The organism is candidate division KSB1 bacterium (genome assembly GCA_034506395.1).
Taxonomy (GTDB): Bacteria; Zhuqueibacterota; Zhuqueibacteria; order Thermofontimicrobiales; family Thermofontimicrobiaceae; genus Thermofontimicrobium.
Genome location: JAPDPQ010000005.1, coordinates 53,535 through 80,515, shown reverse-complemented (window position 1 = coordinate 80,515; position 26,981 = coordinate 53,535). Strand labels below are relative to the sequence as shown.

At 45.1% G+C, this 26,981-nt stretch carries 17 protein-coding genes, 4 tRNA genes and 1 pseudogene; 19 read left to right on the top strand and 3 right to left on the bottom strand.

Going from position 1 to position 26,981, the window contains the following annotated elements:
- Window positions 1-90: 90 nt before the first annotated feature.
- The 4 genes and pseudogenes from ONB37_04985 to ONB37_04970 all read left to right on the top strand — a co-directional run bounded on the left by ONB37_04985 (window position 91) and on the right by ONB37_04970 (window position 6,042).
- Window positions 91-1,233: pseudogene (locus ONB37_04985) on the top strand (ATP-binding protein).
- Between the two features lie 753 nt (window positions 1,234-1,986).
- Window positions 1,987-2,736 carry an electron transfer flavoprotein subunit beta/FixA family protein gene (locus tag ONB37_04980; protein ID MDZ7399501.1) on the top strand — a complete coding sequence of 250 codons (750 nt, stop codon included), beginning with the start codon at window positions 1,987-1,989 and terminating at the stop codon, window positions 2,734-2,736.
- A gap of 174 nt (window positions 2,737-2,910) precedes the next feature.
- Entirely contained in the window at window positions 2,911-3,897 is a 987-nt protein-coding gene (locus ONB37_04975; protein ID MDZ7399500.1) for an electron transfer flavoprotein subunit alpha/FixB family protein, read from the top strand.
- Between the two features lie 138 nt (window positions 3,898-4,035).
- Entirely contained in the window at window positions 4,036-6,042 is a 2,007-nt protein-coding gene (locus ONB37_04970) for a heterodisulfide reductase-related iron-sulfur binding cluster (protein MDZ7399499.1), read from the top strand.
- A 454-nt stretch (window positions 6,043-6,496) separates the two neighbouring features.
- Here ONB37_04970 and ONB37_04965 read toward each other — a convergent pair whose 3' ends face one another.
- Entirely contained in the window at window positions 6,497-9,274 is a 2,778-nt protein-coding gene (locus ONB37_04965; GenBank protein ID MDZ7399498.1) for a tetratricopeptide repeat protein, read from the bottom strand.
- Between the two features lie 1,026 nt (window positions 9,275-10,300).
- Here ONB37_04965 and ONB37_04960 point away from each other — a divergent pair.
- The 10 genes from ONB37_04960 (at window position 10,301) to cysS (ending at window position 21,589) form a co-directional block, all read left to right on the top strand.
- Complete coding sequence (locus ONB37_04960; protein ID MDZ7399497.1) at window positions 10,301-10,816, top strand: SPOR domain-containing protein; 516 nt, start codon at window positions 10,301-10,303, stop codon at window positions 10,814-10,816.
- Window positions 10,817-10,922: 106 nt separating this feature from the next.
- A complete protein-coding gene (locus ONB37_04955) occupies window positions 10,923-11,675 on the top strand; it encodes a YebC/PmpR family DNA-binding transcriptional regulator (GenBank protein ID MDZ7399496.1) in 753 nt (250 codons plus the stop codon).
- Window positions 11,676-11,690: 15 nt separating this feature from the next.
- A complete protein-coding gene (gene ruvC / locus ONB37_04950; GenBank protein MDZ7399495.1) occupies window positions 11,691-12,173 on the top strand; it encodes a crossover junction endodeoxyribonuclease RuvC in 483 nt (160 codons plus the stop codon).
- 324 nt (window positions 12,174-12,497) lie between these two features.
- Window positions 12,498-13,103 (top strand): Holliday junction branch migration protein RuvA, encoded by a 606-nt coding sequence (gene ruvA / locus ONB37_04945; protein ID MDZ7399494.1) that lies wholly within the window; start codon window positions 12,498-12,500, stop codon window positions 13,101-13,103.
- A gap of 176 nt (window positions 13,104-13,279) precedes the next feature.
- Window positions 13,280-14,311 carry a Holliday junction branch migration DNA helicase RuvB gene (gene ruvB, locus ONB37_04940; GenBank protein ID MDZ7399493.1) on the top strand — a complete coding sequence of 344 codons (1,032 nt, stop codon included), beginning with the start codon at window positions 13,280-13,282 and terminating at the stop codon, window positions 14,309-14,311.
- Window positions 14,312-14,322: 11 nt separating this feature from the next.
- On the top strand, window positions 14,323-15,351 hold the full coding sequence (gene queA / locus ONB37_04935) for a tRNA preQ1(34) S-adenosylmethionine ribosyltransferase-isomerase QueA (GenBank protein MDZ7399492.1): 1,029 nt from the start codon (window positions 14,323-14,325) through the stop codon (window positions 15,349-15,351).
- 10 nt (window positions 15,352-15,361) lie between these two features.
- Window positions 15,362-16,531, top strand: a complete 1,170-nt coding sequence (gene ispD, locus ONB37_04930; protein MDZ7399491.1) for a 2-C-methyl-D-erythritol 4-phosphate cytidylyltransferase — start codon at window positions 15,362-15,364, stop codon at window positions 16,529-16,531.
- A gap of 38 nt (window positions 16,532-16,569) precedes the next feature.
- Window positions 16,570-17,991 carry a glutamate--tRNA ligase gene (gltX, locus tag ONB37_04925; protein MDZ7399490.1) on the top strand — a complete coding sequence of 474 codons (1,422 nt, stop codon included), beginning with the start codon at window positions 16,570-16,572 and terminating at the stop codon, window positions 17,989-17,991.
- A gap of 151 nt (window positions 17,992-18,142) precedes the next feature.
- Complete coding sequence (locus tag ONB37_04920; protein ID MDZ7399489.1) at window positions 18,143-19,843, top strand: glutamine--tRNA ligase/YqeY domain fusion protein; 1,701 nt, start codon at window positions 18,143-18,145, stop codon at window positions 19,841-19,843.
- A 321-nt stretch (window positions 19,844-20,164) separates the two neighbouring features.
- Window positions 20,165-21,589 carry a cysteine--tRNA ligase gene (gene cysS / locus ONB37_04915; protein MDZ7399488.1) on the top strand — a complete coding sequence of 475 codons (1,425 nt, stop codon included), beginning with the start codon at window positions 20,165-20,167 and terminating at the stop codon, window positions 21,587-21,589.
- A 65-nt stretch (window positions 21,590-21,654) separates the two neighbouring features.
- On the opposite strand, the gene ONB37_04910 is transcribed toward cysS, so the two are convergent.
- Together ONB37_04910 and ONB37_04905 are read right to left on the bottom strand one after the other, a co-directional pair.
- On the bottom strand, window positions 21,655-23,583 hold the full coding sequence (locus tag ONB37_04910) for a pentapeptide repeat-containing protein (protein ID MDZ7399487.1): 1,929 nt from the start codon (window positions 23,581-23,583) through the stop codon (window positions 21,655-21,657).
- Window positions 23,584-23,664: 81 nt separating this feature from the next.
- Window positions 23,665-24,414 carry a hypothetical protein gene (locus tag ONB37_04905; GenBank protein ID MDZ7399486.1) on the bottom strand — a complete coding sequence of 250 codons (750 nt, stop codon included), beginning with the start codon at window positions 24,412-24,414 and terminating at the stop codon, window positions 23,665-23,667.
- A gap of 319 nt (window positions 24,415-24,733) precedes the next feature.
- Between ONB37_04905 and ONB37_04900 the strand changes: the two genes are divergently transcribed.
- The 5 genes from ONB37_04900 (at window position 24,734) to tuf (ending at window position 26,936) form a co-directional block, all read left to right on the top strand.
- Window positions 24,734-24,806 (top strand) — tRNA-Thr (locus ONB37_04900).
- A 173-nt stretch (window positions 24,807-24,979) separates the two neighbouring features.
- Window positions 24,980-25,064 (top strand) — tRNA-Tyr (locus tag ONB37_04895).
- A gap of 82 nt (window positions 25,065-25,146) precedes the next feature.
- Window positions 25,147-25,220, top strand: a tRNA-Gly gene (locus ONB37_04890).
- 393 nt (window positions 25,221-25,613) lie between these two features.
- Window positions 25,614-25,689: transfer RNA gene (locus tag ONB37_04885), tRNA-Thr, on the top strand.
- Window positions 25,690-25,745: 56 nt separating this feature from the next.
- On the top strand, window positions 25,746-26,936 hold the full coding sequence (tuf, locus tag ONB37_04880) for an elongation factor Tu (protein MDZ7399485.1): 1,191 nt from the start codon (window positions 25,746-25,748) through the stop codon (window positions 26,934-26,936).
- Window positions 26,937-26,981: the final 45 nt, after the last annotated feature.

The window sequence follows — 26,981 nt, the reverse complement described above, 5'->3', positions numbered from 1 at the left end:
TGTGTTTCGTGGGGCAATTTTTGCATAACGCTTTTCATTTTAGAATTTCACGTTAAACTAAAAAAGCCAAGAAATGCATAAGCTCGGATCATGATCGTCTCACGCCTCTTTTTAAAAAATTGGCGCAATTTTCAATCCGTTGCTGTCCCACTGGGAGAACGCGTTTTTTTGGCTGGTCCCAACGTTTCAGGCAACTCCAATTTTCTGGACGTTTTCCGATTTGTTAAGAGAGATTGCCAAACCGGGTGGAGGATTACAAAAGGCAGTGAGCGATCGGGGCGGATTCTCAAAAATTCGGTGTCTTGCAGCGCAGAGGCACCCAATATTGAATTGGAAATCCAGATCAGCAACAGAGTCGATCAACCTCCATCTTGATGATACCGCATCGGAATTATACAAGAGGTCCCTGGCTATCGACAACCTTATCTCTCATACGAGCGGGTTTGGCGAGATGGAGAACAAATATTGGACCGACCTGATGAGATCGATCAAAAAGATCCATTGCGTTTAACGCAAAACCATTTAGAATAGATCAGAATATAGAGAGATTGCCAGATTTTTTGATTCGGTTCTGTATCTTCATTTGATCCCACAATTGCTGAGATTTCCCAGAGCGTTTAGCGGTCCAGACATCCCTGGCGACCCGTTTGGACGAAGCTTTTTTGAACGCGTTTCCAAAGCGAATGAGAAAACGGGACGAGCCAGGTTAAAGAAAATTGAAGAAGCCTTTAGAATGGCAGTGCCCCAATTGAAGGAGCTCATTCATGTGATAGACTCAAATGATGGCAGTGTACCGCATCTGGAGGCGATTGATGAGGGTTGGCGCATGAGTGGCGCACGACAATGCGAAGATCAATTTTCCGATGGCACTTTGCGGTTAATTGGATTATTCTGGGTGCTTTTAGAAAGTGATTCACTTTTACTGTTAGAAGAGCCTGAATTATCTTTGCACCCGGAAATAGTGAAAAAATTACCAGCTTCGATTTACCGATTGCTGAGACAAAAGCAACGACAGGTTATCCTCAGCACGCATAGTTCGGATCTGCTCTCAGACAAGGGGATCGGCGCCGATGAAGTGCTTTTGTTGATACCTAGTGCTGAAGGCACTTAGGTGCAATTAGCTTCATCTTTTGAGGAAATAGTTGCGCTATTAGTAGGTGGATTGAGCATCAGAGAGGCGGTTTATCATATACCGTACCTGAAAACATCAGCCAATTGGAGATTTTTAAATGAGCGAGCGTCCCGTTTTCAATCTCGCCTTTAAAGATCCTCTTCACGAAACTGATTAAAAAAAAATTTTAACTCAACTGAACTTGTCATTTGGAAAATGCTTCACGCGCGGCGGGTCTGGTTATTTAAAAAAAGCGATGAAAGGATTCAATTTCGCAGCCAGGTTAACGCCATTTTTGGTTCTGGCTGATCTCGATCGTATTGAATGTGCACCAAAACTGATTCGTGATTGGCTACCAGTTGAGAAACATCCAAATCCGGTATTTCGAGTGGCTGTTCGGGAAGTTGAGTCTTGGGTACAGGCTTACTGAGAGGCTTTTGCACACCATTTAGTGCCTGAACGAAGGCTATTGAATTTGTAGCAATGATGTCATATCGAACGAAGAGAGGAAATTGTGTTTTCCTCAAATAGTAAATTTAGAGATTTCTCCTTGCGGTCGAAATGACAGAGAGGTCAGTTTTCGTTCGGTCATCATTTAGGGATTAGCCAGAGGCGAATCCCGCTGAACGTTGATGAAATCGTTGAACAGAAACAAGACTCAATCCATTTGCTGCGAAGATATAAAAATAGATCAATCGGGGATGCGATTGTCCCCAGACCAGGAAGCCGTGTCCAGCAGGGATCGGATTATAATGGGACGGTTGTAAATTTTATTAAAGAACACAGGGATATACACGTAGCAGCAAAAAATTCTACGATTCTCATGCGTACGATAAATGCGTTAGCTTCATTTAATCCAAGCTGAAGGAGGTTTCATGAACATTATAGTCTGCATCAAACAAGTTCCGGATACCGAGACCAGAATTAAAATCGGTGCTGATAAGAAATCAATTGATCCGACAGATATCAATTGGATTTTAAATCCCTACGATGAATATGCGGTTGAAGAAGCGCTCCGCATCAAAGAGAAGCAGGGCAATACCACCGTGACTGTGATCAGTGTCGGTCCAGAGCGAACGACATCAGCCTTGCGCAATGCGTTGGCGATGGGCGCAGATGAGGCAGTTTTGATCAAAACCGATCAAGCACTGGATTCGCTAGCAACGTCCAAGGCCTTGGCTGCTGTGATCAAAGACATGCCCTATGATCTTATTTTGGCAGGCAAGCAGGGGGTAGATGATGATAATTTGCAGGTCGGCCCTATGGTGGCTGAGCTGCTGAACATTCCATGTGTCACCTATATTTCGGAATTGAAATTGGAAAACGGCAAAGCGACCGTAAAACGGGAAATAGAGGGTGGAATGGAGATCGTCGAAACGACGCTGCCCGCATTGTTTACGGCTGAAAAGGGATTAAATGAACCGCGCTATCCCGCGCTCCGCGGCATCATGATGGCTAAAAAGAAAATCATCCAAGAGAAACAAGTCTCTATTGATCCCCCAAAAATTCAGATCGTGAATATTGAATATCCGCCCACGAGGAAAGGCGGCAAGATTGTGGGGCAGGGTGTCGACGCCGTGCCTGAATTGGTAAGATTGTTGAGGGAAGAGGCAAAGGCGATTTGACCATGAATATCATCCCTTCGACTTCTAATTTCGCGAAGCAAGCCAATTTTGCTAATTTCAAAATTGCCGAGGACCATCGAGCGGCGAATTGGCGCAGTTTGCGGTCAATGATTTTAGCAAAGCAAAATCATAATCGAAAATAAAACATGTTGAGATAAATCTCTGGAGGTTTCAATGGCTAAACCGGTCATGGCAATTGCAGAACAAAGAAACGGGATCTTTCGAAAGGCAACCTATGAAGTGGTGAGTGAAGGTCGCCGATTAGCGGATCAACTCGGAACTGAATTGGTGGCGGTTCTTCTCGGCTCTGGGATTGAAGGCTTGAGTCAGCAATTGGCGCACTATGGCGCAAATAAGGTATTAATGGGGGATAATGAGATTTTCAAAAATTATTCATCTGAAGGCTATACAAAGACCATTCTCGAAGCAGTTAAAAAAGTTGATCCTGAAATCATCCTATTGCCCGCATCCACGTTCGGCAAAGATTTGGGACCCCGTTTGGCGGCTCATTTGGGTGTGGGATTAGCCACCGATTGCGTGAAATTGCGATTGGAAAATGGCAAGTTGCGGGCGATTCGGCCCATGTATGCGGGCAAAGTGTTAGCTGAACATGAATTGCTGGCAAAGCCGCAAATCGTTTCGTTGCGACCCAATAATTTCCCAGCCTTGTCGCCCGATGCCTCAAAAACAGCTACGATTGAACCGCTTAATGTTCCAATATCGGCTGGCGATTTGAGAGCTGTTGTCAAGGAATTTGTTTCAGGAGAAGGTGGAAAAGTCGAATTGACCGAGGCGAATATCATCGTATCAGGTGGGCGCGGGATGAAAGGGCCAGAGAATTTCAAGATATTGGAAGAATTGGCTGCTGTTTTGGGCGCTGCCGTTGGCGCCTCTCGTTCGGCTGTGGATGCAGGCTGGCGGCCTCACTCGGACCAGGTGGGGCAAACCGGCAAAACAGTATCGCCCAATCTCTATATCGCCTGCGGCATCTCAGGCGCCATCCAGCATCTGGCTGGTATGTCCTCCTCCAAATGCATCGTTGCGATCAACAAAGACCCTGAGGCGCCGATCTTTCAACGGGCGGATTATGGCATCGTCGGCGATTTGTTCGAAGTGGTACCGAGATTAACGGAGGAGTTCAAGAAGATTATTGAAAAATAAAAAGTCATCCATGATTCGATTTTTGGATGGATCTGAAGCTTTTTGCCTTGCCTCGATGATCAGTGCCCAGAGTGGATCATGCGGTGGACTGTCCACTTTCGTTGAAATGTACTTGAAACCAAGCGAAAGGAGAATACTATGCCCGCTACGGATGTCGCTACTCGTGAGGTTTTTTGGAATGTTGCGGCTCACTGGCTCATCTATCCGTTGATGATAATAGCGCTCGCTCTTTTCGGATATGGGTTTTATCGTCGAATCCGCTATTGGCGATTGGGCAAGCCAGATAACGAACGCTTCGGGAACAACGGTCAGCGCATCAAAGACGCCCTCTTATTTGCAATGTTGCAATGGCGGATCGTTAAAGAAAAATACCCAGGATTGATCCACGTATGTATTTTCATCGGCTTCGTTCTTCTCTTTATCGGAACTGTCGTGGTGAGTTTCGATTATGATATCTGGGGCCTGATTCTTCGGCAATCATCTTTTTTGAAGGGAAATTTCTATAAGATTTTTTCGCTGGTGTTAGATATTGCTGGGCTGGTGGCAATCATCGGAGTACTGCTGGCATTGGTTCGGCGATACATTCAGCGCCCCAAACGGTTGAATAATTTGCGTGACGATGCCGTCATTTTGGTCGGGCTATTATTTATTTTGGTCGTCGGCTTTCTTGTGGAGGGCGCTCGAATTGCCGCAACCAATCCCGAATGGGAAGTTTGGTCAGTTGTGGGATGGAGAGCTGCAAAATTATTTTCCCCAGAAAACGCCACAGCCTGGCATCGCTTGCTTTGGTGGGTTCATCTCGTCACTGCGTTCGCCTTTATTGCCTACATTCCATTCTCGAAGCTCATCCATATTTTTACTTCTGCGGCAAATATTTATTTTCGGTCATTGACTCCCAAAGGGGCGTTGCCATTTATGGATCTTGACAAGGCAGAGAGCTTTGGAGCGGGTAAGATTACCGACTTCAGTTGGAAGCATTTATTGGACCTGGACGCGTGCACTCGGTGCGGAAGATGTCAGGATCAATGCCCAGCATATTTGAGCGGCAAGCCACTCTCTCCCAAAAAGATCGTTCTCGACCTGCTGGCAAAGCTAAACGAAGATGGGAGAAAACTGCTTTCTGGTCAAACTTTGGAAAATAATCCTCCGCTGGTAGGTTCTGCGGTTGCGGCTGATGAAATTTGGGCCTGCACCACCTGTCGCGCGTGTATAGAGGCCTGTCCAGTTTTTATCGAACATGTTGATAAAATTGTCGAGCTTCGTCGCGATCGGGTGCTCATGGAGAGCGACTTTCCAACCGAACTCACTGCGACGTTCAAAGGGATGGAGAATAATTTTAATCCCTGGAATATTGGCTTTGCGTCGCGAGCCGATTGGGCGGCTGGCTTGCCTGTGAAAAGAATCGATCAGGGGGAACAGGCCGAATATCTGTGGTTTGTGGGCTGTGCTGGATCGTATGATGATCGCATCAAGAAAGTGTCCGTATCATTCGCCAAAATCCTTGCAAAAGCAAAAGTAGATGTAGGGATCTTAGGAGTAGAAGAGAGATGTTGCGGGGAAACCGCTCGCCGGCTGGGCAATGAATATCTGGCGCAAACCTTGATGCAAATGAATATCGAAACCTTTAATCGGTTTGGAGTGAAAAAAATTATCACATTCTGCCCGCATGGTTATAATACGCTGAAATATGAATACCCACAATTTAACGGGAGGTATGAAGTTTTTCATGCAACTGAATTTTTAGAACAATTAATCCAGTCAGGTCAGCTTCAGCTCCAGCCAAGGGATGGAGCTAAAATTACATATCATGATTCTTGTTATCTTGGCCGATATTCCGACATCTATCGTGGCCCAAGATCAGTACTGGCGGCGACAACGAATGCCCCCATTATTGAATTAAAGCGCAATCATCAGCGCAGTTTTTGCTGTGGCGCTGGCGGCGGGAGAATGTGGCTGGAAGAATCAATTGGCCAAAGGATCAATAATATTCGCACCGATGAAATATTGCAGTCCGAGGCTGAAATCGTTGCCACCGCATGTCCTTATTGCCTTACCATGTTTACTGACGGCTTAAAAGATAAAGGGATGACCGAGAAGATCAATGCATTGGACATCATTGAAATCGTAGAGCGCACTATGGTTTAAGCTTCTCTCCTCTATCAATTCGCTATAACTGCAGTCGTCGCTCGTCGACTAACTAATTTTTAGTTTCCAGTTGGGAGAATTCCACGAGACTGCCGCTGCATCCACGGGAGTCTCAACAAGCGGATATTTCCATCTTGCTTGGGCCAATGGAAAAAATGAGTCCAAGATGGTGAGCGATGATGCTCAAGGAAAGCTCGGTTTGCCAAGCACAAAATTTGTTTGATTATCTGCAGAAAACAGAATTTCGAAATTTGATTGGAAAACGAGACAATTGATGTTTCTTGATCCAAAGGAAATGCTCGAGTTTATTCTTGCTGAAGCATGGTGAACGGCAGATCGATGCGATTAGTAGCTCGAGATACAGCGCAAAGAAGAATCAATTGATAATTCGCTTTTAGAATCGGTTTTAAACCTTATCGGTCAATTAAAACTGGCTTACCACACCCACATTTAGCTATAATTTTTTCTGTGCCTGCTCAGCTCGTGGTTTAAGTTCTGCGGCAGTGTCTTTTACCGGTTGGGTCAGAGACAACGCGCTGCTGTTACTTGCCAGTTTTTTGGTTAAAAAAAGAATTCTGGCGCGGGTCTTGTCGATCCATTCGTTACGAATATTATTTTCAGAGGCCAATTTCTGGTTCGTCTCGTAATATCGTAGCGCCTCCTGTTGTAGGGGAACCACCAGTTGCTGGTGAAGCGACTCTTGGTAAGCTGCCAAATCTGGGCCCTTAAGTTCTGGAGGAGCGGGGGATTCAAGGATGTCTTGACAGAATTCCTCATACGACAAACCGAGCTTATAAAAAGCGGCAGTGGTCCACTCTGCTATGTTAAATTTTGCAACTTCGACATAGGCTTTCATGAGTTCAGCAAAGGCAGTCTGCTTTCGCTTTAAGCTGGATTGAAAAGGGGGTGTTAACTTGATGGCAGCGAATTGGTCATGTTTCATTTCTGCTAAGCGGAAGGTGGCCTGGGCTGCGAGTTGGTCATCTGCTGGTTGCCCAGCCTCTTTCATCGCATTAAATTTATTGATCAGTCGCTGATATTCTGAATTGGCTAATTGGATCATATTCTTTTGTTCATAGGCGAAGGCCGTCTTGAAAATCGCTTCAAGAATATTGTCGTTGTTGTTCGGATAAAGCGCGACAAATTTTTTGAAAGTCTCTGCCATGGAAGTCCAATCCTTGGCTTTCTCGTAAGCCAAGCCTGCATTGAATAGCGCAGCAATTCCCTCTGGTGTTCCTGGTGTCAGTTCATGCAAATTGAGATAATTTCTGGCACTGAGCTGATATTGGCCCAATTTATCCCGCAATAAGGCGGCCCGATATAACGCTTGTTTGGCATATTCTGACTTCGGATATCTTTGATAAAAGTCTTCAAATTTCAGCACGGCTTTATTCAGTTGATTTGCTTGCTCAAATTGAATCGCGGCTTCAAATAAAGATGCCTGCGCAATGTTTGGATCTGTGGATCGCAATGCTGCGCGTTCAAACTGTATGGCCGCTAGATCGCTTTTGCCGGTTGATTTCAATTTTTCACCAATTTTGAAAGAAACCGAGGCTAACATCTTATTGCAGCGATCTATCAAATCTGTCGAATCGGGATTCTCTTTAATCAGAAGCTTGGTGAGTAACTCAGTATTTTTAAACTTACCCTGCTTAAAATTAATCTGAGCGAGCAGATTTATGGCTTTAGTCCTATGTTCTAACCCGACCTTTTTTTTGGTAATTGTGGCAAAGGCCTGGGTGGCATATTTCTCGGCCACTGGATAGGCTTTTTGACGATAAAAGATCTCTGCCAATTTCAAACAAATTTCAGGTACCTTATTCGAGTTGGGGACCCATTTGAGAAAATTATTGCAGGCCAATACCAAATTCTGGAGCGGCTTATTGGTTTTCAAATTGATAGAGCTGTCATCTAAAGCTACATGGTTCAATTCCAGAAGCTGATCGTAGCAGACAATATGATTGTAGGCAGCATCTTCTCGAAGTTCACTCTTTGGAAAATTTAGCACGACCGCCTTGTAGAAATTTGCTGCTGGCACAAATTGGGACATATGATAATAACATTCAGCCAAACAATAAGCGGCATGATCGGCGCGTTGGTCGGTTTTAAAACGTTTTAGAAAGTAGGCATATTTCTCGGCACCTTGCTTATAATTCTTGAGTGCCAATAGGCTATCCGCAGCGGTGATAAGCGGGGTGGCAATTTTAAAATCAATTTCGGTTAATACCGATTGGAACAGCTTTTTGTCTCCTTCTGTTGCGTGTGCTTGTGCCCATTTGCTCTTTGGGCCACATTTTTGAATGAGTTCATCATGCAAATAATAAGCGCGATCCATCTCTTTCAGAGATTCATAGCATTGAAAAAGCGATAGAAAGGTCTCTGGTAATTTTTCGTAGCTGGGAAATTTAAGCTGCAACAGTTTGATCGCTGTAATAGCTTCTTCAAAAAAATCTCGCTTGATATAAATATCGCTGAGCTTATGTAACAAATATGGCGTATAGGCCGAACCGCCCATGCTTTCAATAAAATCCAGTAAGGACTGCGCACCACCGAAATCGCTAAAGCTGATGGTGATATATTCCATCACTTCATCCTTCAACTGGGCTGGCGTTTTCCCCAGCAGTTCAGAGTTGATTTCTTCAAGAATCTTGATGTCGCTTAGTAAATAATAAAAGGTAGAGATAGCATCCGAGTAGCGATTTAATCGATAGTGACACCAGCCGATCTTGTACATGGCTAACGGATAAAATTGGCTTTTCCAGTCCTTAAGGATTTGCTGGTACATCGTTATGGCTTGCTCATACTGGCCTTCATCAAAATAACATTCACCCAGACGAAATAATACATCACTCAAATAAGTTGAATCAGGATTGTTTTGAATCAATTGGAGGAAGATCGCCTTGGCGCTATCCTTCTTGCCGATTTCAAATAGGCACAAACCCGTGCGATAGAGGACGCGATTGATTACCGGACTATCAGGATAATTTTCGATGATCTGTCGGTTGATCGCCAGTGGCTTGCTAAATCGGAGCTGCGGCTCGACCGGTTCTATTTTCGTCTTGCCACTATCGAATCGGGCCAGTTGGATATTGTACTTGATCATGGCCAGTTCATAGGTCAACCGCTCGCGCTGAATTTCCCATTCAGACAACTGGAACAAAAGCTCTGGCAAAAAAGCGGAATCACCGAAAGTACTCACGGCATTTTGTGCACACCGCGCAGCATAATCCACTTTTTTCAACTGCTCAAGTATTTGTTGGTAATGTGTTTTCTCATCGATTGATGCTTGGTTCGGTGTTTTGGCCTGTCCAAAATTTTTAGATGGAAGCATTAGGGATTGAAACCAAAAGATCCCTAGAAAAAGAGCAATCATTCTAACTTTTCGTCGCATCTCCGCTGTGAACATTTGCGCCCCCAACGCTGGTTGATGATAAAACAATATCCGGTCAAGTCAACTCAAATTCAATCTGAGAACTCTGAAGAACACGAGATTGAGACAATAGTGCAATTTCAAAACATTGCACACCCGCGAATTTTTTTGCTCACGACTCAAAATTGCCAGTTCATCATCATGATTTGAAATTCATTGAAACTCGTTGGAACAAAATGAATTTTCTTGGATGAATAGCATATTCCAGTACAATTGCATTCAAGTATCCCAATTGAACCTCGATTAGGAGTTTCTTATTGAGTTATCCGAATTAATGAGCCAAGTTTTGCAATTATTATTCCATGATGGCGAGAGATCATTGATGAAATCGTTGTAAAGAGAAAAAATGAGCAAAGGTAAAGCTATCAATTTTAAGGCACAATAAGCGATGAAATTCCGCTCTAAAAAAATGAATAGTGCTGGAGTTCACTTTTGAATAACAAGCTGGAACTATGCTGTTTTTGATCAGCTTGATACAAAAATGGAGAAAACATTTCAAATTTGAAAGCGGATTTCAATTTGAAACCTAGGATGTTCGAAATCAACCGATCGAAGCCAGATGTCCAGCAAGAGCGTTCCTCGTGGTTATTAAACAACAATTGTTCACGATGCCTCCAAATCCATCTGATAAGAGGCGTAAGGAGAATAATTTCTATTGACAATCAATAGAGATTTCAATATATTTGATATCAAAAATTGGACTAATTTGAAAGATCTGTTAACAAAATTAATAAGTAGAATCAGTGGCAGTCAGCTATGCAAGAAATCAGCGAACGATTGACATAGAGATCAAACATGAGTGATTTTTCAAAAGAGGAGTGAACTAAAATGAAACAGTCGATCGGCTTATTTGTCGTGGGGAGTATGCTCATAATCGTGATGGCCTGCAGCGGTCCAAGAAGTCTAACCCAAAGCGCACAACCGACCTCAGAGGAAGATAAGAGCATCGGAATTGTCAATGAATTTTTTGATCCGCTGATCTTAGATGATGAAGATTTGCAGACCACAAAGACGATCTCGATCGAATCGAAATCGGACAAAATTCAGGAAGAGCTGTTAAAAAGTGATGCAGAGCCGCTTAGAGGTGAAAGTGTAACGGGTTATCGGGTGCAAATCTGTGCGTTATCTGATGAGGAGCGAGCAAAAGAGATCTATCGATCGGCCCTTCTCAAGTTTCCCAATGAGGAGGTTTACTTGATTTATGACAGTCCGTATTACAAGGTTCGAGTCGGGAATTGTCCCACGCGTCAGGAAGCCGATCGATTGCAGCAATTGGCGGTAGAGAAGGGGTTTGATGATGCGTGGGTAGTTCGGACGAAAATCAAACCGAAATCGACCGAATAATGGGTCAAACCGAGTGAGACTGCGGCGCATCAATAATTTTTTATTTGGATTTGAGTAAAAAATTTATTAAATTTGCGGGTTAAAAAAATAGATTAGGAGAGATTCGATGTCAGGACATTCAAAGTGGAGCACCATCAAGCGCAAGAAAGCGAAGACGGATGCTCAAAAGGGACGCATTTTTACACGATTGATCAAAGACATCACGATCGCGGCTCGGACTGGCGGTGGTGATGAATCGGCCAATCCGGCGCTTCGCACAGCGATTTTGGCTGCCAAAGCTGCTAACATGCCAGCTGCTAACATTGAACGGGCGATCAAGCGGGGAACTGGAGAGTTGCCTGGCGTGGTATATGAGCCAGTGACCTATGAGGGCTATGGCCCTGGCGGGACGGCATTGATGATTGAAGTGTTAACCGACAATAAAAACCGGACCGTAGCAGATATTCGGCACATCTTATCGCGACATAACGGCAATTTGGGAGAAACTGGCTGCGTGTCATGGCTATTCGAGAAAAAGGGAGTCATTCAAGTTGATGCCAGTAAAGTTTCCGAGGACGAGCTTTTGGAATTGGTTTTGGAGTCCGGTGCCGATGATATGAAGCGCGATGACGACGTCTTTGAGATTGTCACTCAGCCGAGCGCGTTTGAAAGTGTCAAGGCGGCTCTTAAGGCTCACAATATCGAATATGACTCAGCCGAACTAACCATGCATCCCAAAAACACCGTGAAAGTGGACGGCAAAGACGCAGAACAATTGTTGAAACTGATGGACGAATTGGAAGAACATGATGATGTCAATAATATTTATTCCAACTTTGACATTGATACGGAAGTGATGCGTCAGCTTGAGGAAAATTAAATCTTATGCACCAGAATGATCATTTTGGGTGTTGATCCAGCGCTACAAACTACTGGCTATGCCGTTTTGCAAGCCGAATCGCGATCAATCACAATTTTGCAGTACGGACGAATTGAAACTTCTCGCTCAGCCACGTTCGAGTTGCGCTTAAAAAGCATTTACGATGAACTTTGCCAGGTGATTGGACGTCATTCGATCGATGTCATGGCGCTGGAACAAATTTTTTATGGGCAGAATGTCAAAGTCGCCCTGAAAATGAGCCATGTTCGTGGTGTGGTATTGTTAGCAGCCGCGAATCATCATCTCCCAACAGCTGAATATTCCCCGCGCGAGATTAAGCAAGCTGTGACCGGCAATGGCAATGCATCAAAATATCAGGTTCAACAAATGATGGTTCGATTGCTGAATCTGGCAGTGACGCCGAAAATTTTCGATGTCACAGATGCGATGGCCGTAGCCTATTGTCACAGCCAACGATGTCGTAATCTTTTGGAATGACTAGGGGCAAGAGAGAAGGATGATGAGAATTCGATTTTGATCTCAAATTGCCGCTTCTTATGACCGCGTTCGAGAGAATCGATCTGGAGATAGTTGCATAGAGAAAAAATAGGGTCGCTACCTCAATAAAAGGTTCTCAATTCCAGCAAGTTCAAATTCAGATCTCAATCTTCAGCTACTGCTGAAAATGAAAAGAGGAACTTTATGTTCGATCATTCGATAAAAGCGGAGCGAAGGAGTTCGAATTTGATGTAAATGATCTGACATGACCAAAGTTCGCAGTGATAGGTTTTGAGCAAGATAAAAGTTCAATTTTGAACATTGATGATTGATTTTTTAGAAGGGATAATCGTCACAAAAACGCCCACAAAATTGACGATAGCGATAAACGGGGTCGGCTATTTAGTGAACATTACCCTCTCCTGTTATGAACGACTCGGCGCTGTGGGAGATCGAGCGAAGGTGTTGACGTATTTGCATGTTCGCGAAGATATGTTGCAATTGTATGGGTTCAGCTCGATGGAAGAGCGTGAGCTGTTTCTTCAGCTTATTTCCACGCCAGGCATCGGGCCGCGCAAGGCCCAGGCAATTCTCTCTGGCGTTTCAGTCGATCATTTGCAGCAGTATATCGTGGAAGAGAACCTTGAGGCTCTGACATCGCTGTCTGGTGTGGGCAGAAAGACGGCACAGCGATTGATTTTAGATTTAAAGGATAAAATTGCTCGGCCAACCAGCGGGGTTCAAGCGCTAAGGCCGTCGAGCTCTGTTGAGGATGAACAATCGCGCAAGATGGACCAGGCAGCAGCAGCATTATTGTCGCTCGGATTTACCAAGAATCAGGTGCAATTAGCGATCCAGAAGGCAATGGCTGAAAGTTCATCGGAGATCACTCTGGAAGACCTGATCAAGCGGGCGCTGCGGTCGATCTAATCATTGGAATTGCAGTGCGCTATGTTGCGACAAATCAAAAATCAAAATCGACTTTCATCCATTTTTTTGGAAGACGGCACTTTAACGCCGCTTTTGATTCAGTCCTCCATTGAATCTGGTATGAGATCTTGGATCAGACACCTTTGGCGATCTTCAATACGAGTTAATTGAAAAATATGATTCGCAACCGACGAACAAGTCCTACCACTCCCAATCGATTGGATGACGAATATGAGTTCGATCGAACCATTCGCCCGCTGGCATTTAAGGATTTTATTGGACAGGAGAAGCTGAAGAGGAATTTACGCGTGTTCATTGAGGCCGCCAAAGGTCGTGGGGAGGCGCTGGATCATGTCCTGTTTTATGGACCGCCCGGGCTGGGTAAAACGACTTTGGCTTATATCATTGCCAATGAATTAAAATCCCATTTGACTATGACTTCAGGTCCAGCGCTAGAAAAGCCTGGGGATTTGGCCGGGATTTTGACCAATCTTGAAGATCGAGATGTCTTGTTTATTGACGAGATTCATCGGCTGAACCATACAATCGAAGAATATCTCTATCCTGCGTTGGAGGATTTTAAATTAGATATCATCATTGATAAAGGGCCTAATGCGCGGACCATCCAATTGACTCTGCCGCGGTTCACGTTGGTCGGCGCGACGACCCGTGCCGGGCTGTTGACCTCGCCTTTGCGCGCCAGGTTCGGAGTGGTCAGTCGCCTGGATTATTATACCCCTGATGAATTGACTTTGATCATTCATCGTTCTGCGCGCATATTGGGGATTGAAATAGACCCGGAGGCTGCGATGGAGATCGCCCGTCGCTCTCGGGGAACGCCCCGGATTGCGAATCGCTTATTGCGGCGCATTCGTGATTTCGCCCAGGTGACCGGGGATGGCAAAATTACGCTCCAGTTGGCCATCGAATCGCTGCATCAATTGGATGTGGACGCCAGGGGGCTCGATGAAATGGACAAGCGGATTCTGATGACCATTATTGAGAAATTTAATGGGGGGCCGGTAGGGATCAATACCTTAGCATTGGCTGTTGGAGAAGAAAGTGACACGCTTGAGGAAGTTTATGAGCCTTTTTTGGTTCAACAGGGCTTTTTGCATCGGACGCCGAGAGGCCGCGTGGCGACAGAACAAGCCTATCGGCATTTCAATTTGGCTTTAAAATCACCCCGCCAACAAAAACTATTATGAGGAGCCAAAACATGAAGCTTTCTGATTTCAAGTACGATTTGCCTGAGGAACTGATCGCCCAATATCCTGCTGAAAAACGAGATCAATCTCGCTTGATGGTTTTAGATCGAAAAACTGAGACAATTGAAACGAAAGTGTTCTCTGATATCATCGATTACTTAAATCCGGGGGATTGTCTTGTATTGAACGAGACCAAGGTATTCCCAGCGCGACTCATGGCCACAAAGGACAAGACCGATGCCCAAGTAGAAATTTTCCTGCTCCGAGAATTGGAAAACAACCTCTGGGAAGTATTGGTGAAACCTGCTCGGAAAGTTCGTGTTGGGAATCGGCTCACCATTGCTAAGGATTTTTATTGTGATGTGATCGATAATACGGTATCTGGTGGCAGGGTAGTCCGATTCAATTATCGGGGCGATTTTTATGATCATGTCGAACGGTTGGGGAAATCACCATTGCCTCCATATATCAAGCGCGACTCGGAAGAAATTGATAAGGAACGATATCAAACGGTTTATGCGAAGGTGCGCGGCGCAGTAGCGGCGCCGACAGCGGGGTTGCATTTTACTGAAAAATTGCTCGAGAAAATCCAGAAAAAAGGTGTGAAATTGGTGTTCGTTGTGCTGCATCTGGGCTTGGGAAGCTTTCGACCCGTCGTAGTAGAAGATTTGAGCCGTCATAAAATGGATTCGGAATATTATGAAATTTCAGAGGAAGCCGCGAATACCATTAATCAGACAATTAAGCAGGGCAAGTATGTGGTTGCTGTTGGTACCAGCACCGTACGGGTGTTGGAGTCAGTTGTAACTTCAGAAAATCTGGTCAAACCAGCTAAAGGCTGGACCGATAAATTTATCTATCCGCCCTATGAGATTAAGATTGTTGATCGATTGGTCACCAATTTTCATCTGCCATGTTCAACGTTATTGATGTTGGTCTCAGCCTTTGCCGGTCGCGATTTTATTTTCAAAGCTTATCAAAAAGCGATTCAGGAAAAATGGCGTTTTTATAGTTACGGCGACGCAATGTTGATTCTTTAGGTGAATAGTGGTGGGTGTTTGTGCGATCATTGCAGCCGCAGGATCGGGAATCAGGATGGGCGGCTCGGTACCAAAGCAGTTCTCTGAAATCAATGGCAAACCAATCCTAGTTTATACCTTAGAAAAATTTTGCCATTGTCAATTTATTGATCGTATTATTCTCGTAGTTCCAGAACGCTGGACTTCGTTGGTTCAAGACAATATTCTGAATCGCTGGCCGATCAGCAAGAGCCTTCAAGTTCTCTCTGGCGGCATCACGCGACAGGATTCTATACATCAAGCATTGCAATCGATTGACGACCGTGATGAAATCGTGGTCATTCATGATGCCGTTCGTCCGCTGCTCTCATTAGACCTTCTTGAGGAAGTGATTGCCAAAGGACGGGAGACTGGCGCGGCTGTGGTGGCAGTTCCCGCCTATGACAGCATTAAAATAGTCTCTGACTTTCAAATCCAACAGACCATATCCCGCGAGTCTGCGTGGCTGATTCAGACTCCACAGGTATTTCACCGGGATGTCATCGTCGCTGCCTATTATCATGCTTATCAGCGAGGGATTATTTCGACTGATGATTCGGCATTGGTGGAATTGCTGGGCAGGCCCATTTTTGTTGTCATGGGAAGTCGCAAGAACTTTAAAATTACAACTCCAGAGGATCTTGAAATAGCAGGACTGTTATTAAAGGATCAAATCCGGCCATCGCAGATGAAAATTGGAACTGGCTACGATGTCCATCGTCTCATCCCTGGGAGAAAACTGATCCTCGGGGGCGTTCATATTCCATATCCCAAGGGGTTAATCGGTCATTCTGACGCGGATGTGGTATGTCATGCTATTGGGGATGCATTGTTGGGAGCTGCGGGGTTGATGGATATCGGGCATTATTTTCCCCCTACGGATGATCGTTTTCGCGATAGCTCAAGTTTGCAATTATTGCAACGGATTGACGAACTGTTGCGAGACGCTCATTATGAAATTATCAATATCGATGTGACCGTTATAGCAGAGCATCCCGCGATCAGCCCCATCGCGCCGACCATGAAGGCCAATCTTGCGCACGTGTTACAGATTGGGCTGGACCAAATTTCGATCAAGGCTACCACGGCCGAAGGTCTCGGCGCGATCGGACGAGAAGAGGGAATCGCTGCTCATGCGGTCTGTTTAATCCTGAAAAATTAGAATCCAGAACAGAAACCGATTGTTGTATGGAAACAAGAGTGAGATTTGCACCAAGTCCGACAGGACATCTTCATATTGGCAATGTTCGAACTGCCATTCTCAACTGGTTATTCGCTAAAAATACGCATGGCAAATTCATTTTGAGGATTGAAGATACCGATCTGGAACGATCGGCCGATAAATATACCCAGCAGATTTGCGAGGATTTACGTTGGCTTGGATTGCACTGGGATGAAGGGCCAGAGGTCGGAGGTCCGCATCACTATTATCGACAATCGCAGCGTCTGCCAATCTATCAGGAATACGCTCAGAAGCTGATCGCCGCAGGCAAGGCCTATTACTGTTTTTGCACTCCCGAAGAACTTGAGGAGATGCGAAAAGAAAGTTTGGCCCGAGGCGAGACCATCAAATACAACCAAAAATGCCTGCATCTGACCGAAGAGCAACGTCGTGCCTATCTGGCCGAAGGCCGAAAACCAGCCATTCGATTTATTGTTCCTCCTGGACCCATCGAGTTCGATGATCTGATCAAAGGACATTTATCGTTCGATGGCAGCAACATCGGCGATTTCGTGATTATGCGCAGTGAGGGGATTCCAACTTACAACTTTGCTGCTGTGGTTGACGATGGCTTGATGGAAATAACTCATATTATTCGCGGCGATGATCATGTCTCGAATACGCCCAAACAGCTTGTCATTTATGATGCGCTGGGATTTACCGTTCCGAAGCTGGCGCACATTCCGATGATCCTCGGTCCAGACAAAACGCGCCTTTCGAAACGCCATGGTGCGACCTCGATCGATTATTATCGCAGCAAAGGCTATTTGCCAGAGGTCATCATCAATTTCCTGAGCTTGTTAAGCTGGTCATCCGTTTCTGGCGAGGAAATTCTCTCGATCCAGCAATTGATCGACGAGTTCGATTTTAAGCGCATCTCCAAAGCTGCGGCGGTATTTAATATCGAAAAGTTGAACTGGATGAATGGATATTACATTCGGCAGCTCGACCTCGACCGACTGACCGAACTGGCGATTCCTTTCCTAAAACGGGCGAAATATCCGATTGGCGATTTTGAGTCGACCAAAAAAATGATGGCGGTACTGCAAAATTACTTGGATTATATGGAGCAAGTGATTCAGCAGGCAGCGATATTCTATCAAAATGCTGTGGTGATCGATGACTCAGAGGCGCGGGCGGTAATTCGAAAGGACAGTGCCAGAAAGATTTTTTGGTCGTTCCTGCGGGAATTGGATACCATTGAGGAATTGGATGCCAATATCTTTCGCAAAATGATGAAGACGGTTCAAAATGAGACGGGCATTATGGGAAGAGACCTCTGGGTCCCGATTCGCATTGCATTGACCGGCAAAATGCATGGGCCAGAATTGCCGCATATTGCCGAGATCCTTGGCAAGGAAAAATGTCTCCGATTTATTAAAAATGCCCTCGCGAATTGATTTCTCGCTCAGCGGCGATCAAAATCCTCTGACATCATCAATGCTCAAATCGTCTCATCTCTTATGTTCCATGAGTTACCCTGAGATGAATATAGATGATTAAACTGTAAACTACCCGGTTTCACCTAAAATGTAAGAAGGATGTCATGCTATGACCGAACCGAAAAAAAGACCAACTGTGACGAATTTCATTGAACAAATTATTCAACAAGACTTAGAGACCAATAAATACGGCGGACGAGTGCACACGCGTTTTCCCCCAGAGCCGAACGGGTATCTTCATATTGGACACGCAAAATCGATTTGTTTGAATTTTGGCTTGGCAGAAAAATTTGGGGGGTTATGCAATTTGCGCTTCGATGATACCAATCCCAGCAAGGAGGATGTCGAATATATCGAAGCCATCATTCGAGATGTGCGCTGGCTGGGGTTCGATTGGCAGGATCGGTTATATTACGCATCCGATTACTTCGAACAGATGTACGAGTATGCCATTCAATTGATCAAGAAAGGCAAGGCCTATGTCTGTGATTTGACCCCGGACCAGATCCGTGAATATCGAGGCACTTTAACCCAGCCAGGAATCGAGAGTCCCTATCGCAATCGCTCTGTCGAGGAGAATCTCGATCTGTTCCAACGGATGCGCGCAGGGGAGTTCCCAGACGGTTCCCGCACCCTTCGAGCGAAAATCGATATGGCTTCCCCAAATCTCAATATGCGCGACCCAGTAATGTATCGCATCATTCATGCTTCACATCATCGCACCGGCGACAAATGGTGTATCTATCCGACGTATGACTGGGCTCATGGCATCGAAGATTCCATCGAAGGGATCACGCATTCCATTTGCACGCTGGAGTTCGAGGATCATCGTCCTTTGTACGATTGGTTTCTGATCGAATTGGGCATTTATCGTCCTCAGCAGATCGAATTTGCCCGGCTCAATCTCAACTATACCGTGATGAGCAAGCGGAAACTGCTTCGATTGGTCCAAGAAGGCCATGTTTCAGGATGGGACGATCCGCGTATGCCTACAATTTCTGGATTACGGCGACGCGGTTATACACCAGAAGCGATCCGCGATTTTGCCGAGCGGATCGGCGTCGCTAAAGCCAATAGTGTGGTGGACATCAATTTGCTGGAGCATTGTCTGCGCGAAGATTTGAACAAGCGCGCACCCCGCGTTATGGCTGTTTTGCGTCCGCTTAAAGTGATTATTGACAACTATCCAGAGGACAAAGTCGAATTGCTCGATGCTATGAACAATCCCGAAGACCCAGATATGGGAATGAGGAAGGTGCCGTTTTCGAAAGTGCTCTATATCGAGCAAGACGATTTTATGGAAAATCCGCCCAAACAATTTTTCCGACTTTCCCCAGGGCGAGAGGTACGCTTGCGCTATGCTTATTATATCAAATGCACCGACGTCGTGAAGCATCCCCAGACTGGGGAGATCGTCGAATTGCATTGTAGCTATGACCCAGAAAGCCGTGGCGGTTGGACTCCAGATCAGCGCAAGGTGAAAGCTACGCTCCATTGGGTTTCTGCGAAACATGCGATTCCAGCCGAGGTTCGCCTGTACGATCATCTCTTCATCAAGGAGGATCCCGAGGAGGTCGAAGATGGTCAGGATTTCACTGCCAATTTGAACCCAAGATCGCTTGAGCGTCTCACCTCTTGCTACTTAGAACCAAGCTTGGCGAGCGCTAAACCAGGGGAACGGTTCCAATTCGAGCGGCTCGGCTATTTCTGCGTCGATCCAGATTCGACCAATGACAAATTGGTATTTAATCGAACCGTTACGCTGCGCGATACCTGGGCGAAAATTGCTAAAAACCAGCAGACGATGTAGTGCGCTGTTAAATATCCATCGATGGTGAAATTTTCCATAGGTTGCAAGAGAATGCTGAATCTTGTTTGATGGACTCCCAAACGCGAGAAAACGGTTTGCGAAAGCATCATCTTGATGCGATTAGAACCTTGATTCAGACAAGCGTGTTAAAAAATATCATCGTTAACTGAAATAGCAGCCAAAGAGACCACGCTTTTAAATTACACCGATTCGAAAGAAAGCTGTTTTAGTTTCAAGATCAACTGGATGAGCGGGGCAATTCGACGAATCAGGTAAAATGACCAAACACATGACCCAAAAATTCTTGGATTAACTATGGCGATAAAAATTTATAATACGCTCTCCCGACAGAAAGAACTGCTTGAGCCACTTGAGCCCGGCAAAGTGCGCATGTACATGTGCGGTCCGACCGTATACGATTATTTTCATATCGGCAATGCGCGGCCGTTCATCCTGTTTGATGTATTTCGGCGCTATTTGAAGTTTCGAGGATTCGAGGTGACCTTTGTCACCAATTTGACTGACATTGACGACAAAATCATCAAACGAGCGAATGAAGAAAAAATATCAGCCATGGAGGTGGCAGAAAAATATGCGGCTGCCTTTTTTGAGGACGCGAGGCGATTGGGCATCCAACCAGCCGACGCCTATCCGCGAGCGACAGAGCATATTCCAGACATCATTGCCCTGATAGAAAAATTGATCCAAAACGGCATGGCGTACCAGGTCAATGGAGATGTCTATTATTCGGTTGAAAAATTTGCTGGCTATGGAAAACTATCGGGCAAAAAGATCGAAGAATTAGAATCTGGCGCGCGAATCGAGGTGGATCCGCGCAAGAAAAATCCATTGGATTTCGCATTGTGGAAGGCGGCTAAGCCAGGAGAGCCGTATTGGGAGAGTCCCTGGGGAAAGGGCCGTCCTGGCTGGCATATCGAATGTTCCGTTATGTCCACCAAATATCTTGGAGAATCATTCGATATCCATGCTGGAGGCGTAGATCTCGTGTTCCCTCATCACGAAAACGAAATTGCCCAGAGTGAAGGGGCCACTGGTAAGCCATGGGTGAAATATTGGATGCATAATGGCTTTCTCAATATCGAAGGAGAAAAGATGTCCAAGTCGCTGGGCAATTTTTTTACTGCTCGCGAAATTCTCGAGCGCTATCACCCAGCAGTGATTCGGATGTTCTTCTTGCTGAAACATTACCGGAGTCCCATTAATTTCAGCGAAGAACGGATCCGAGAGGCGCAAAATGCGCTGGATCGGATCGTTTCCACTTTAGATCGGATCGATGCTGCGCTGGCTGATCAAGTTCTTGATGAAAGCTCCACAACTGCGTTCTTAGCTCAGGCCATTGATGAAATTAAAACCGGTTTCATCAATGAAATGGATGACGATTTTAATACCGCTGGTGCTATGGCAAAGCTTTTCGACCTGGTTCGAGAAGCGAATCTGATCTTATCAAATTTTTCACCCAACCCAGCAGATCTTCTCGCGCTGAAAAAGATCAGGAATATCTTTATTGAGTTCGATAGCTTTTTAGGGATCCTTTCATTTCGAGAGGCCAAGAAAATCTCGATGAAGGAGGATCAGTTGATTGAATTATTGATTCAAGTGAGAAACAAATTGCGGGCTGAAAAAATCTGGAAATTGGCCGATCACATCCGTGATGAGCTGGCCAAGCTCGGCATTGAACTAAAAGACCAACCTGATAAAACGATCTGGAGCAGAAGGCTATCTTGAGTTGAAAATTAATAAAGATATTTTATGCCAATCGCCTCTTCAGTACCACTGAGGAGGCGATTTTGTTATCGGATGACTTTGCGCGTGAAAGTGGCCACAAACAACGTCATCAAAAAGAACCCAAGAAACGCCTGGAACGTTACGACATATTTGAGCCAAGAGTAGTAATTGGGAGACAAATTCTCAGCGCCCAATGTAACAAACGAAACCGCACTAAAATAAAGGCAGAAGACCAGTCGTTCTATGGGACTGGATAACGAAAGCGGATTTCCTGCAACCATAATTTGATCACTTCCAAGATAGTAGATACCTCCAAAAAGGAGAATAATGATCAATGTGGTGATTGCAATATTCATGGGACGAGTGCCATAGCCAGAACCGAGATCGAGAATCAAAAAATTAAAAAACCGTTTGATCTGTTCCCATATATGACCGCCTCGCTTCGCCCTGGCCTTGCGTTCCATCCTTTTGAACAATCGATAAGCCTGATCCATATCTTCATAACGATTTTGTCGCTCAAAAATATTTTTTAGGAGTCCATAGACCCTGGTAGCCTCATCGTATTTTTTCAGCCGATGCGTGACCATTTTGCCAGCGACCTGTTCCCATGTTATTACGATGGATTCTGCGATCACATCCTGAAGGCAAATCACGTCATTGAACTCGGCACCAGTGAAATCCGCCCGCTCCAAAAAGGTCACACATTTGAAACAGATTTCACCTTGATCAAATTTCGCATGACGAAAAAGCACCGTATGACCAAATTTGGTTTCATCAAAGTGGACCGGTCCAAGAAAGACCGCCCTCGAAAAATCCGCGGTGTTGAATGTGGCGTTGTGGAATTTTGCATCGACAGCAAATTTAGCCTCTTGAAACGAGCAGTGGTCACTGAATTGGACCTGAGTAAAAGACGATTTTGTGAGCGCGGCATGATCGAAACAGACCAATTTTTCACATCTTGCACCGCTGAAATTGGCAGATTGTTGCACTGTGCTATCAGAAAAAGTGACATCATTTCTAAACTGGGCGCCTTGAAAGTCGATCTTAGTGGCGGAAATCTTCGCCAGGTTTATCGGTTTTTCACAAAGAAGATCAGCGAAACATCCGTCATTGATCTGGGCACTTCGGAATTCTGCATGATCGAGGAAATGGCATCTTCTGAAATCAGCGCCTTTGTGGAAGACTGCGGTGTCAAAATCGGCCAAGCTTTGAAATTCAGTTTCATTGAAATAGCAGTCTTCTTTAAAATTGGCTTTTTCAAATTTAGCCGTATGTTCGAATTTAGCATTACTGAAATCAGCCCCGTTTTCAAAATTAGCATAAATGAAATTGGCTTCGCCAGCAAAATTTCCCTCAGAAAAATCCGCCCAGCCATTGAAATTGGCATTTTCAAAATTGGCTTGGTTTCTAAATGTTGCATTTTCGAATTCAGCGTTCTGAAATTGGGCATTTATGAAGTCACTCTGATCAAAGAAAGTGGACGATCGAAAAATTGCCTCCTGGCCGAAATGCACACTAGAAAAATTAGCTTCTTGATGAAACCGCGCTGCTTCGAAAGATGGAAGGTTTTCTAAAGTTGCAGCAAAAAAGTTTACCTCTTGGTGGAATTGTGTGCCGTTGAATTGAGCTCCATGGCTAAAATTAACTTGAGAGAAATCTGCTGGAAAATAAAATTCGCAACAATCAAAAATAGCATCCTGATCAAAAAAACTGTGACAAAATTTGATATCTTCGCCAACTGGGGTTGCATTTGAGAGATTGGATTCCGAATGCTGAGCACTTCGTTTCCCAAACTGAGTCTTGGTGCAGTCAACTTTACCTCTGAAGATACAATGGCTGGCATCGAATTGATCGATGATACAATCGATGATAGTAATGTTTTGATCGAAAGTTTGTCTCGAAATATCTAATGATGGAATAATGAAATGCTGCAACGGCTCGCCTCGAAGCAGCATAGCTTTAGCATCTTGGCTATCTAACAGTGTATGGCTCATAATATTCTCCGTCAATTTAGCGAAGAACTAGAATTGCCAGTTGAGTTATTCGACACCTGTTTCAATTTTTACTGAAGCAGATCACTGTTCAGTTTTACTCTCGTCATCTGGTTCCTGATGTCTATCCAGCTTGATCGCAAATTTTTCAGGATTCAGGCCTAACCATTCCGCGCAATATTGATCAATATTTTCAAAAACCTGGATCTTGAAGTCGTTTTTGAATTTCTTAATTGCCGTATTATGGGAGTCGCGATTGGGGCTAGCGCAGAGCGGTTCGCAGACTGCCATCTGGCTGAAATAGAATTTTGGGGGAACAGTATGAAGGTTGAACAGGAGATATTCAACCTTAATATGCGTCCATACACCGAATACGCCGATGCGGATGTTTGAGGGCCTTGTGTCCCCGCAGATTTCGTTGATAATTTTCCCATATTGTGGAGCGCTAGCCACATTAATTGAATTGGCGCGAATCACGCGGGTGCGTGGATGACGCCGAAATTGTTCCAATTCACCAGGGAGTTTCGCCCCTTCTGATCCCTTTACGCAATGGCTATCGAACGTTTTAAACTCAGGACAACTAAATGGATGCCAGTCTTCATCGATGACGATGTAAATTTTCTCATTGCCATCGATCTCATCATCAAAAAACCGTTTTACAGTTTCAATGAAAAAATCTGGCTCTCCTCGGGTAGCATCGCCTCTCAATTTCAATGCACCCTTATAACCGATATGCAACTTATTTGGTCGTTTTGCCGCTTTTGCTATTTTACCGATAAAATCATTTTGAGGACAAACGAGAAATTGGATGACTTTTTCGATCGGTTCAGGCATGGGAGTTCTCCTTGGACTAAAAAATAGTAGAAAGGGGAACATTGTTTACATGAAAATTGTTATATGTTACGTAATTTTGAACGATTCAATTTATTTATAAATTTAATCAATTAAAATATGATAATCAAGAACAATTTATTAGACGGAGTTCAAGGCTGACATAACAAGAGAGTGCACATTGTGTTAAGATTGCTTATAACACACATAAAAAACTAGAGAAAAATTTTAAAAAAAAATCTTGACTTTTAAGAATAAAATATTATATTAGGGATTTTAGTTTCGGGAATTATGCCCATTTTGGGTATGACAATATTTTATTGCCACCATAGCTCAGTAGGTAGAGCACCTCACTTGTAATGAGGATGTCGCGGGTTCGATTCCTGCTGGTGGCTCTGAGTGATCAATTCATTGCTGGTTGTTAGTTTATTAATTGAAGATCGCAATCGAATTATTGTTGAAACGATACGAGATTTAGGCACTAGGAATTTGATCGATCACTGTTTCTACACTCAGAATTAATGTTTTTCAGAATAAAATTCCTCTGCACGAGGAATTAAAATCAACTGGGAAGGTTCCCGAGCGGTCAAAGGGAACAGACTGTAAATCTGTCGGCTCTGCCTTCGGAGGTTCGAATCCTCCCCTTCCCACCACTTTTTGGTTTTTATTTTTGTTTTGTTAGTTTGACAGAAGCTAAGGATAGCAAACCCAAAGAAAGTCAACACAAGTTGTATTGCGGGAATAGCTCAGTTGGCTAGAGCATCAGCCTTCCAAGCTGAGGGTCGCGGGTTCGAATCCCGTTTCCCGCTCCGTATGATAAACCCCTCATTATTAGCTTAAGGCTTCAGTTGTTTTTTTTTACAACTTGATGGAAAGAAGGGGGAGTAAGTGTGGTGTGGCTGGTTTAGAAGGGGAAGAACTTCGTTTCAGAGATAATCGGAGCGAAAAAATCTATCGCATTAATGAATATTATCAGTCATTTTGTGTTAGATGATCGACCATGTCATAAAGCTAATGATGAGGGGTTTAAAGCGTCTGAGATGAACCGAAGCAAATATTGCGGAACAGCCTCCTCCATTCACCACTCAAACGGCTAAAGTGCATTTCTACACAACTTTTAAAATGATTTTTTCTTGGGAAAGAATCGCGATCCCTTGGGTGATTCTGGATGAAGGTGAGTTTTGAGAATTTATGAAACTTAAGCCCACGTAGCTCAGTTGGTAGAGCACATCCTTGGTAAGGATGAGGTCATCAGTTCAATCCTGATCGTGGGCTCCAAATAGATAAATTAGAATCGAATTAGAATCTAAGAACTTTTCGCGGAGGATTGAGTCATGGCGAAGGAGAAGTTTCAGCGGACGAAGCCGCATGTGAATATAGGGACGATAGGGCATGTGGATCATGGGAAGACGACGTTGGTGGCGGCGATTACGCACACGTTAGCGCGACAGGGTTTAGCGAAGGCGAAGACGTATGAGGAGATCGACAATGCGCCGGAGGAGAAGGCGCGGGGTTTGACGATCAATGTGCATCATGCGGAGTATGAGACGGCGAAGCGGCATTATGCGCATGTGGATTGTCCGGGTCATGCGGATTATGTGAAGAACATGATTACTGGGGCGGCGCAGATGGATGGGGCGATATTGGTGGTATCGGCGGCGGATGGGCCGATGCCGCAGACGCGGGAGCATGTGTTGTTGGCGCGGCAGGTGAATGTGCCGTATTTGGTGGTATTTTTGAACAAGGTGGACCAGGTGGATGATCCGGAGTTATTGGAGTTGGTGGAGTTAGAGGTTCGGGAGTTACTGAGTCAGTATGAGTTTCCAGGGGATGAGATTCCAGTGATCAAGGGGAGTGCGTTGCAGGCGTTGGAGCATCCGGATGATCCGGAGAAGGTGAAGCCGATATTGGAGTTGATGGAGGCGGTGGACAATTATATTCCGACGCCGGTGCGGGCGGTGGACAAGCCGTTTTTGATGCCGGTGGAGGATGTGTTTAGTATTACGGGGCGAGGGACGGTAGGGACAGGTCGAGTGGAGCGAGGACGGATCAAGGTAGGGGATGAGGTGGAGATCGTGGGATTGGGAGTGAGGCGGAAGACGGTGTGCACGGGGGTGGAGATGTTTCGGAAGTTATTGGATGAGGGACAGGCGGGAGATAACATAGGGGTGTTGTTGCGGGGAGTGGATAAGGATGAGTTGCAGCGGGGGCAGGTGATTGCGGCGCCTGGGAGTATCACGCCGCATACGAAGTTCAAGGGGGAGGTGTATGTGTTGAGCAAGGAGGAGGGGGGTCGGCACACGCCGTTTTTCAATGGGTATCGGCCGCAGTTTTATTTTCGGACGACGGATGTGACGGGGACGATTCGGTTGCCCGAGGGGGTGGAGATGGTGATGCCTGGGGATAATGTGAACATGGATGTGGAGTTGATCACACCGATCGCGATGGAAGAGGGTTTGCGGTTTGCGATTCGCGAGGGTGGTCGCACCGTCGGCGCTGGCGTCGTAACCAAAATTATCGAATAGTCATTAAGCATGGCGGCTGACATTTTAAAATGCAACGTGAGTAGT

Bases quoted from the DNA above. Each gene is read 5' to 3' on its own strand.
- ONB37_04920 (MDZ7399489.1), top strand. From the start codon at position 18,143: ATGACCGAACCGAAAAAAAGACCAACTGTGACGAATTTCATTGAACAA.
- ONB37_04975 (MDZ7399500.1), top strand. From the start codon at position 2,911: ATGGCTAAACCGGTCATGGCAATTGCAGAACAAAGAAACGGGATCTTT.
- ONB37_04980 (MDZ7399501.1), top strand. From the start codon at position 1,987: ATGAACATTATAGTCTGCATCAAACAAGTTCCGGATACCGAGACCAGA.
- tuf (MDZ7399485.1), top strand. From the start codon at position 25,746: ATGGCGAAGGAGAAGTTTCAGCGGACGAAGCCGCATGTGAATATAGGG.
- ONB37_04960 (MDZ7399497.1), top strand. From the start codon at position 10,301: ATGAAACAGTCGATCGGCTTATTTGTCGTGGGGAGTATGCTCATAATC.
- ruvC (MDZ7399495.1), top strand. From the start codon at position 11,691: ATGATCATTTTGGGTGTTGATCCAGCGCTACAAACTACTGGCTATGCC.
- ONB37_04905 (MDZ7399486.1), bottom strand. From the start codon at position 24,414: ATGCCTGAACCGATCGAAAAAGTCATCCAATTTCTCGTTTGTCCTCAA.
- ONB37_04970 (MDZ7399499.1), top strand. From the start codon at position 4,036: ATGCCCGCTACGGATGTCGCTACTCGTGAGGTTTTTTGGAATGTTGCG.
- ONB37_04910 (MDZ7399487.1), bottom strand. From the start codon at position 23,583: ATGAGCCATACACTGTTAGATAGCCAAGATGCTAAAGCTATGCTGCTT.
- queA (MDZ7399492.1), top strand. From the start codon at position 14,323: ATGAAGCTTTCTGATTTCAAGTACGATTTGCCTGAGGAACTGATCGCC.
- ruvA (MDZ7399494.1), top strand. From the start codon at position 12,498: ATGATTGATTTTTTAGAAGGGATAATCGTCACAAAAACGCCCACAAAA.
- ruvB (MDZ7399493.1), top strand. From the start codon at position 13,280: ATGATTCGCAACCGACGAACAAGTCCTACCACTCCCAATCGATTGGAT.
- ONB37_04955 (MDZ7399496.1), top strand. From the start codon at position 10,923: ATGTCAGGACATTCAAAGTGGAGCACCATCAAGCGCAAGAAAGCGAAG.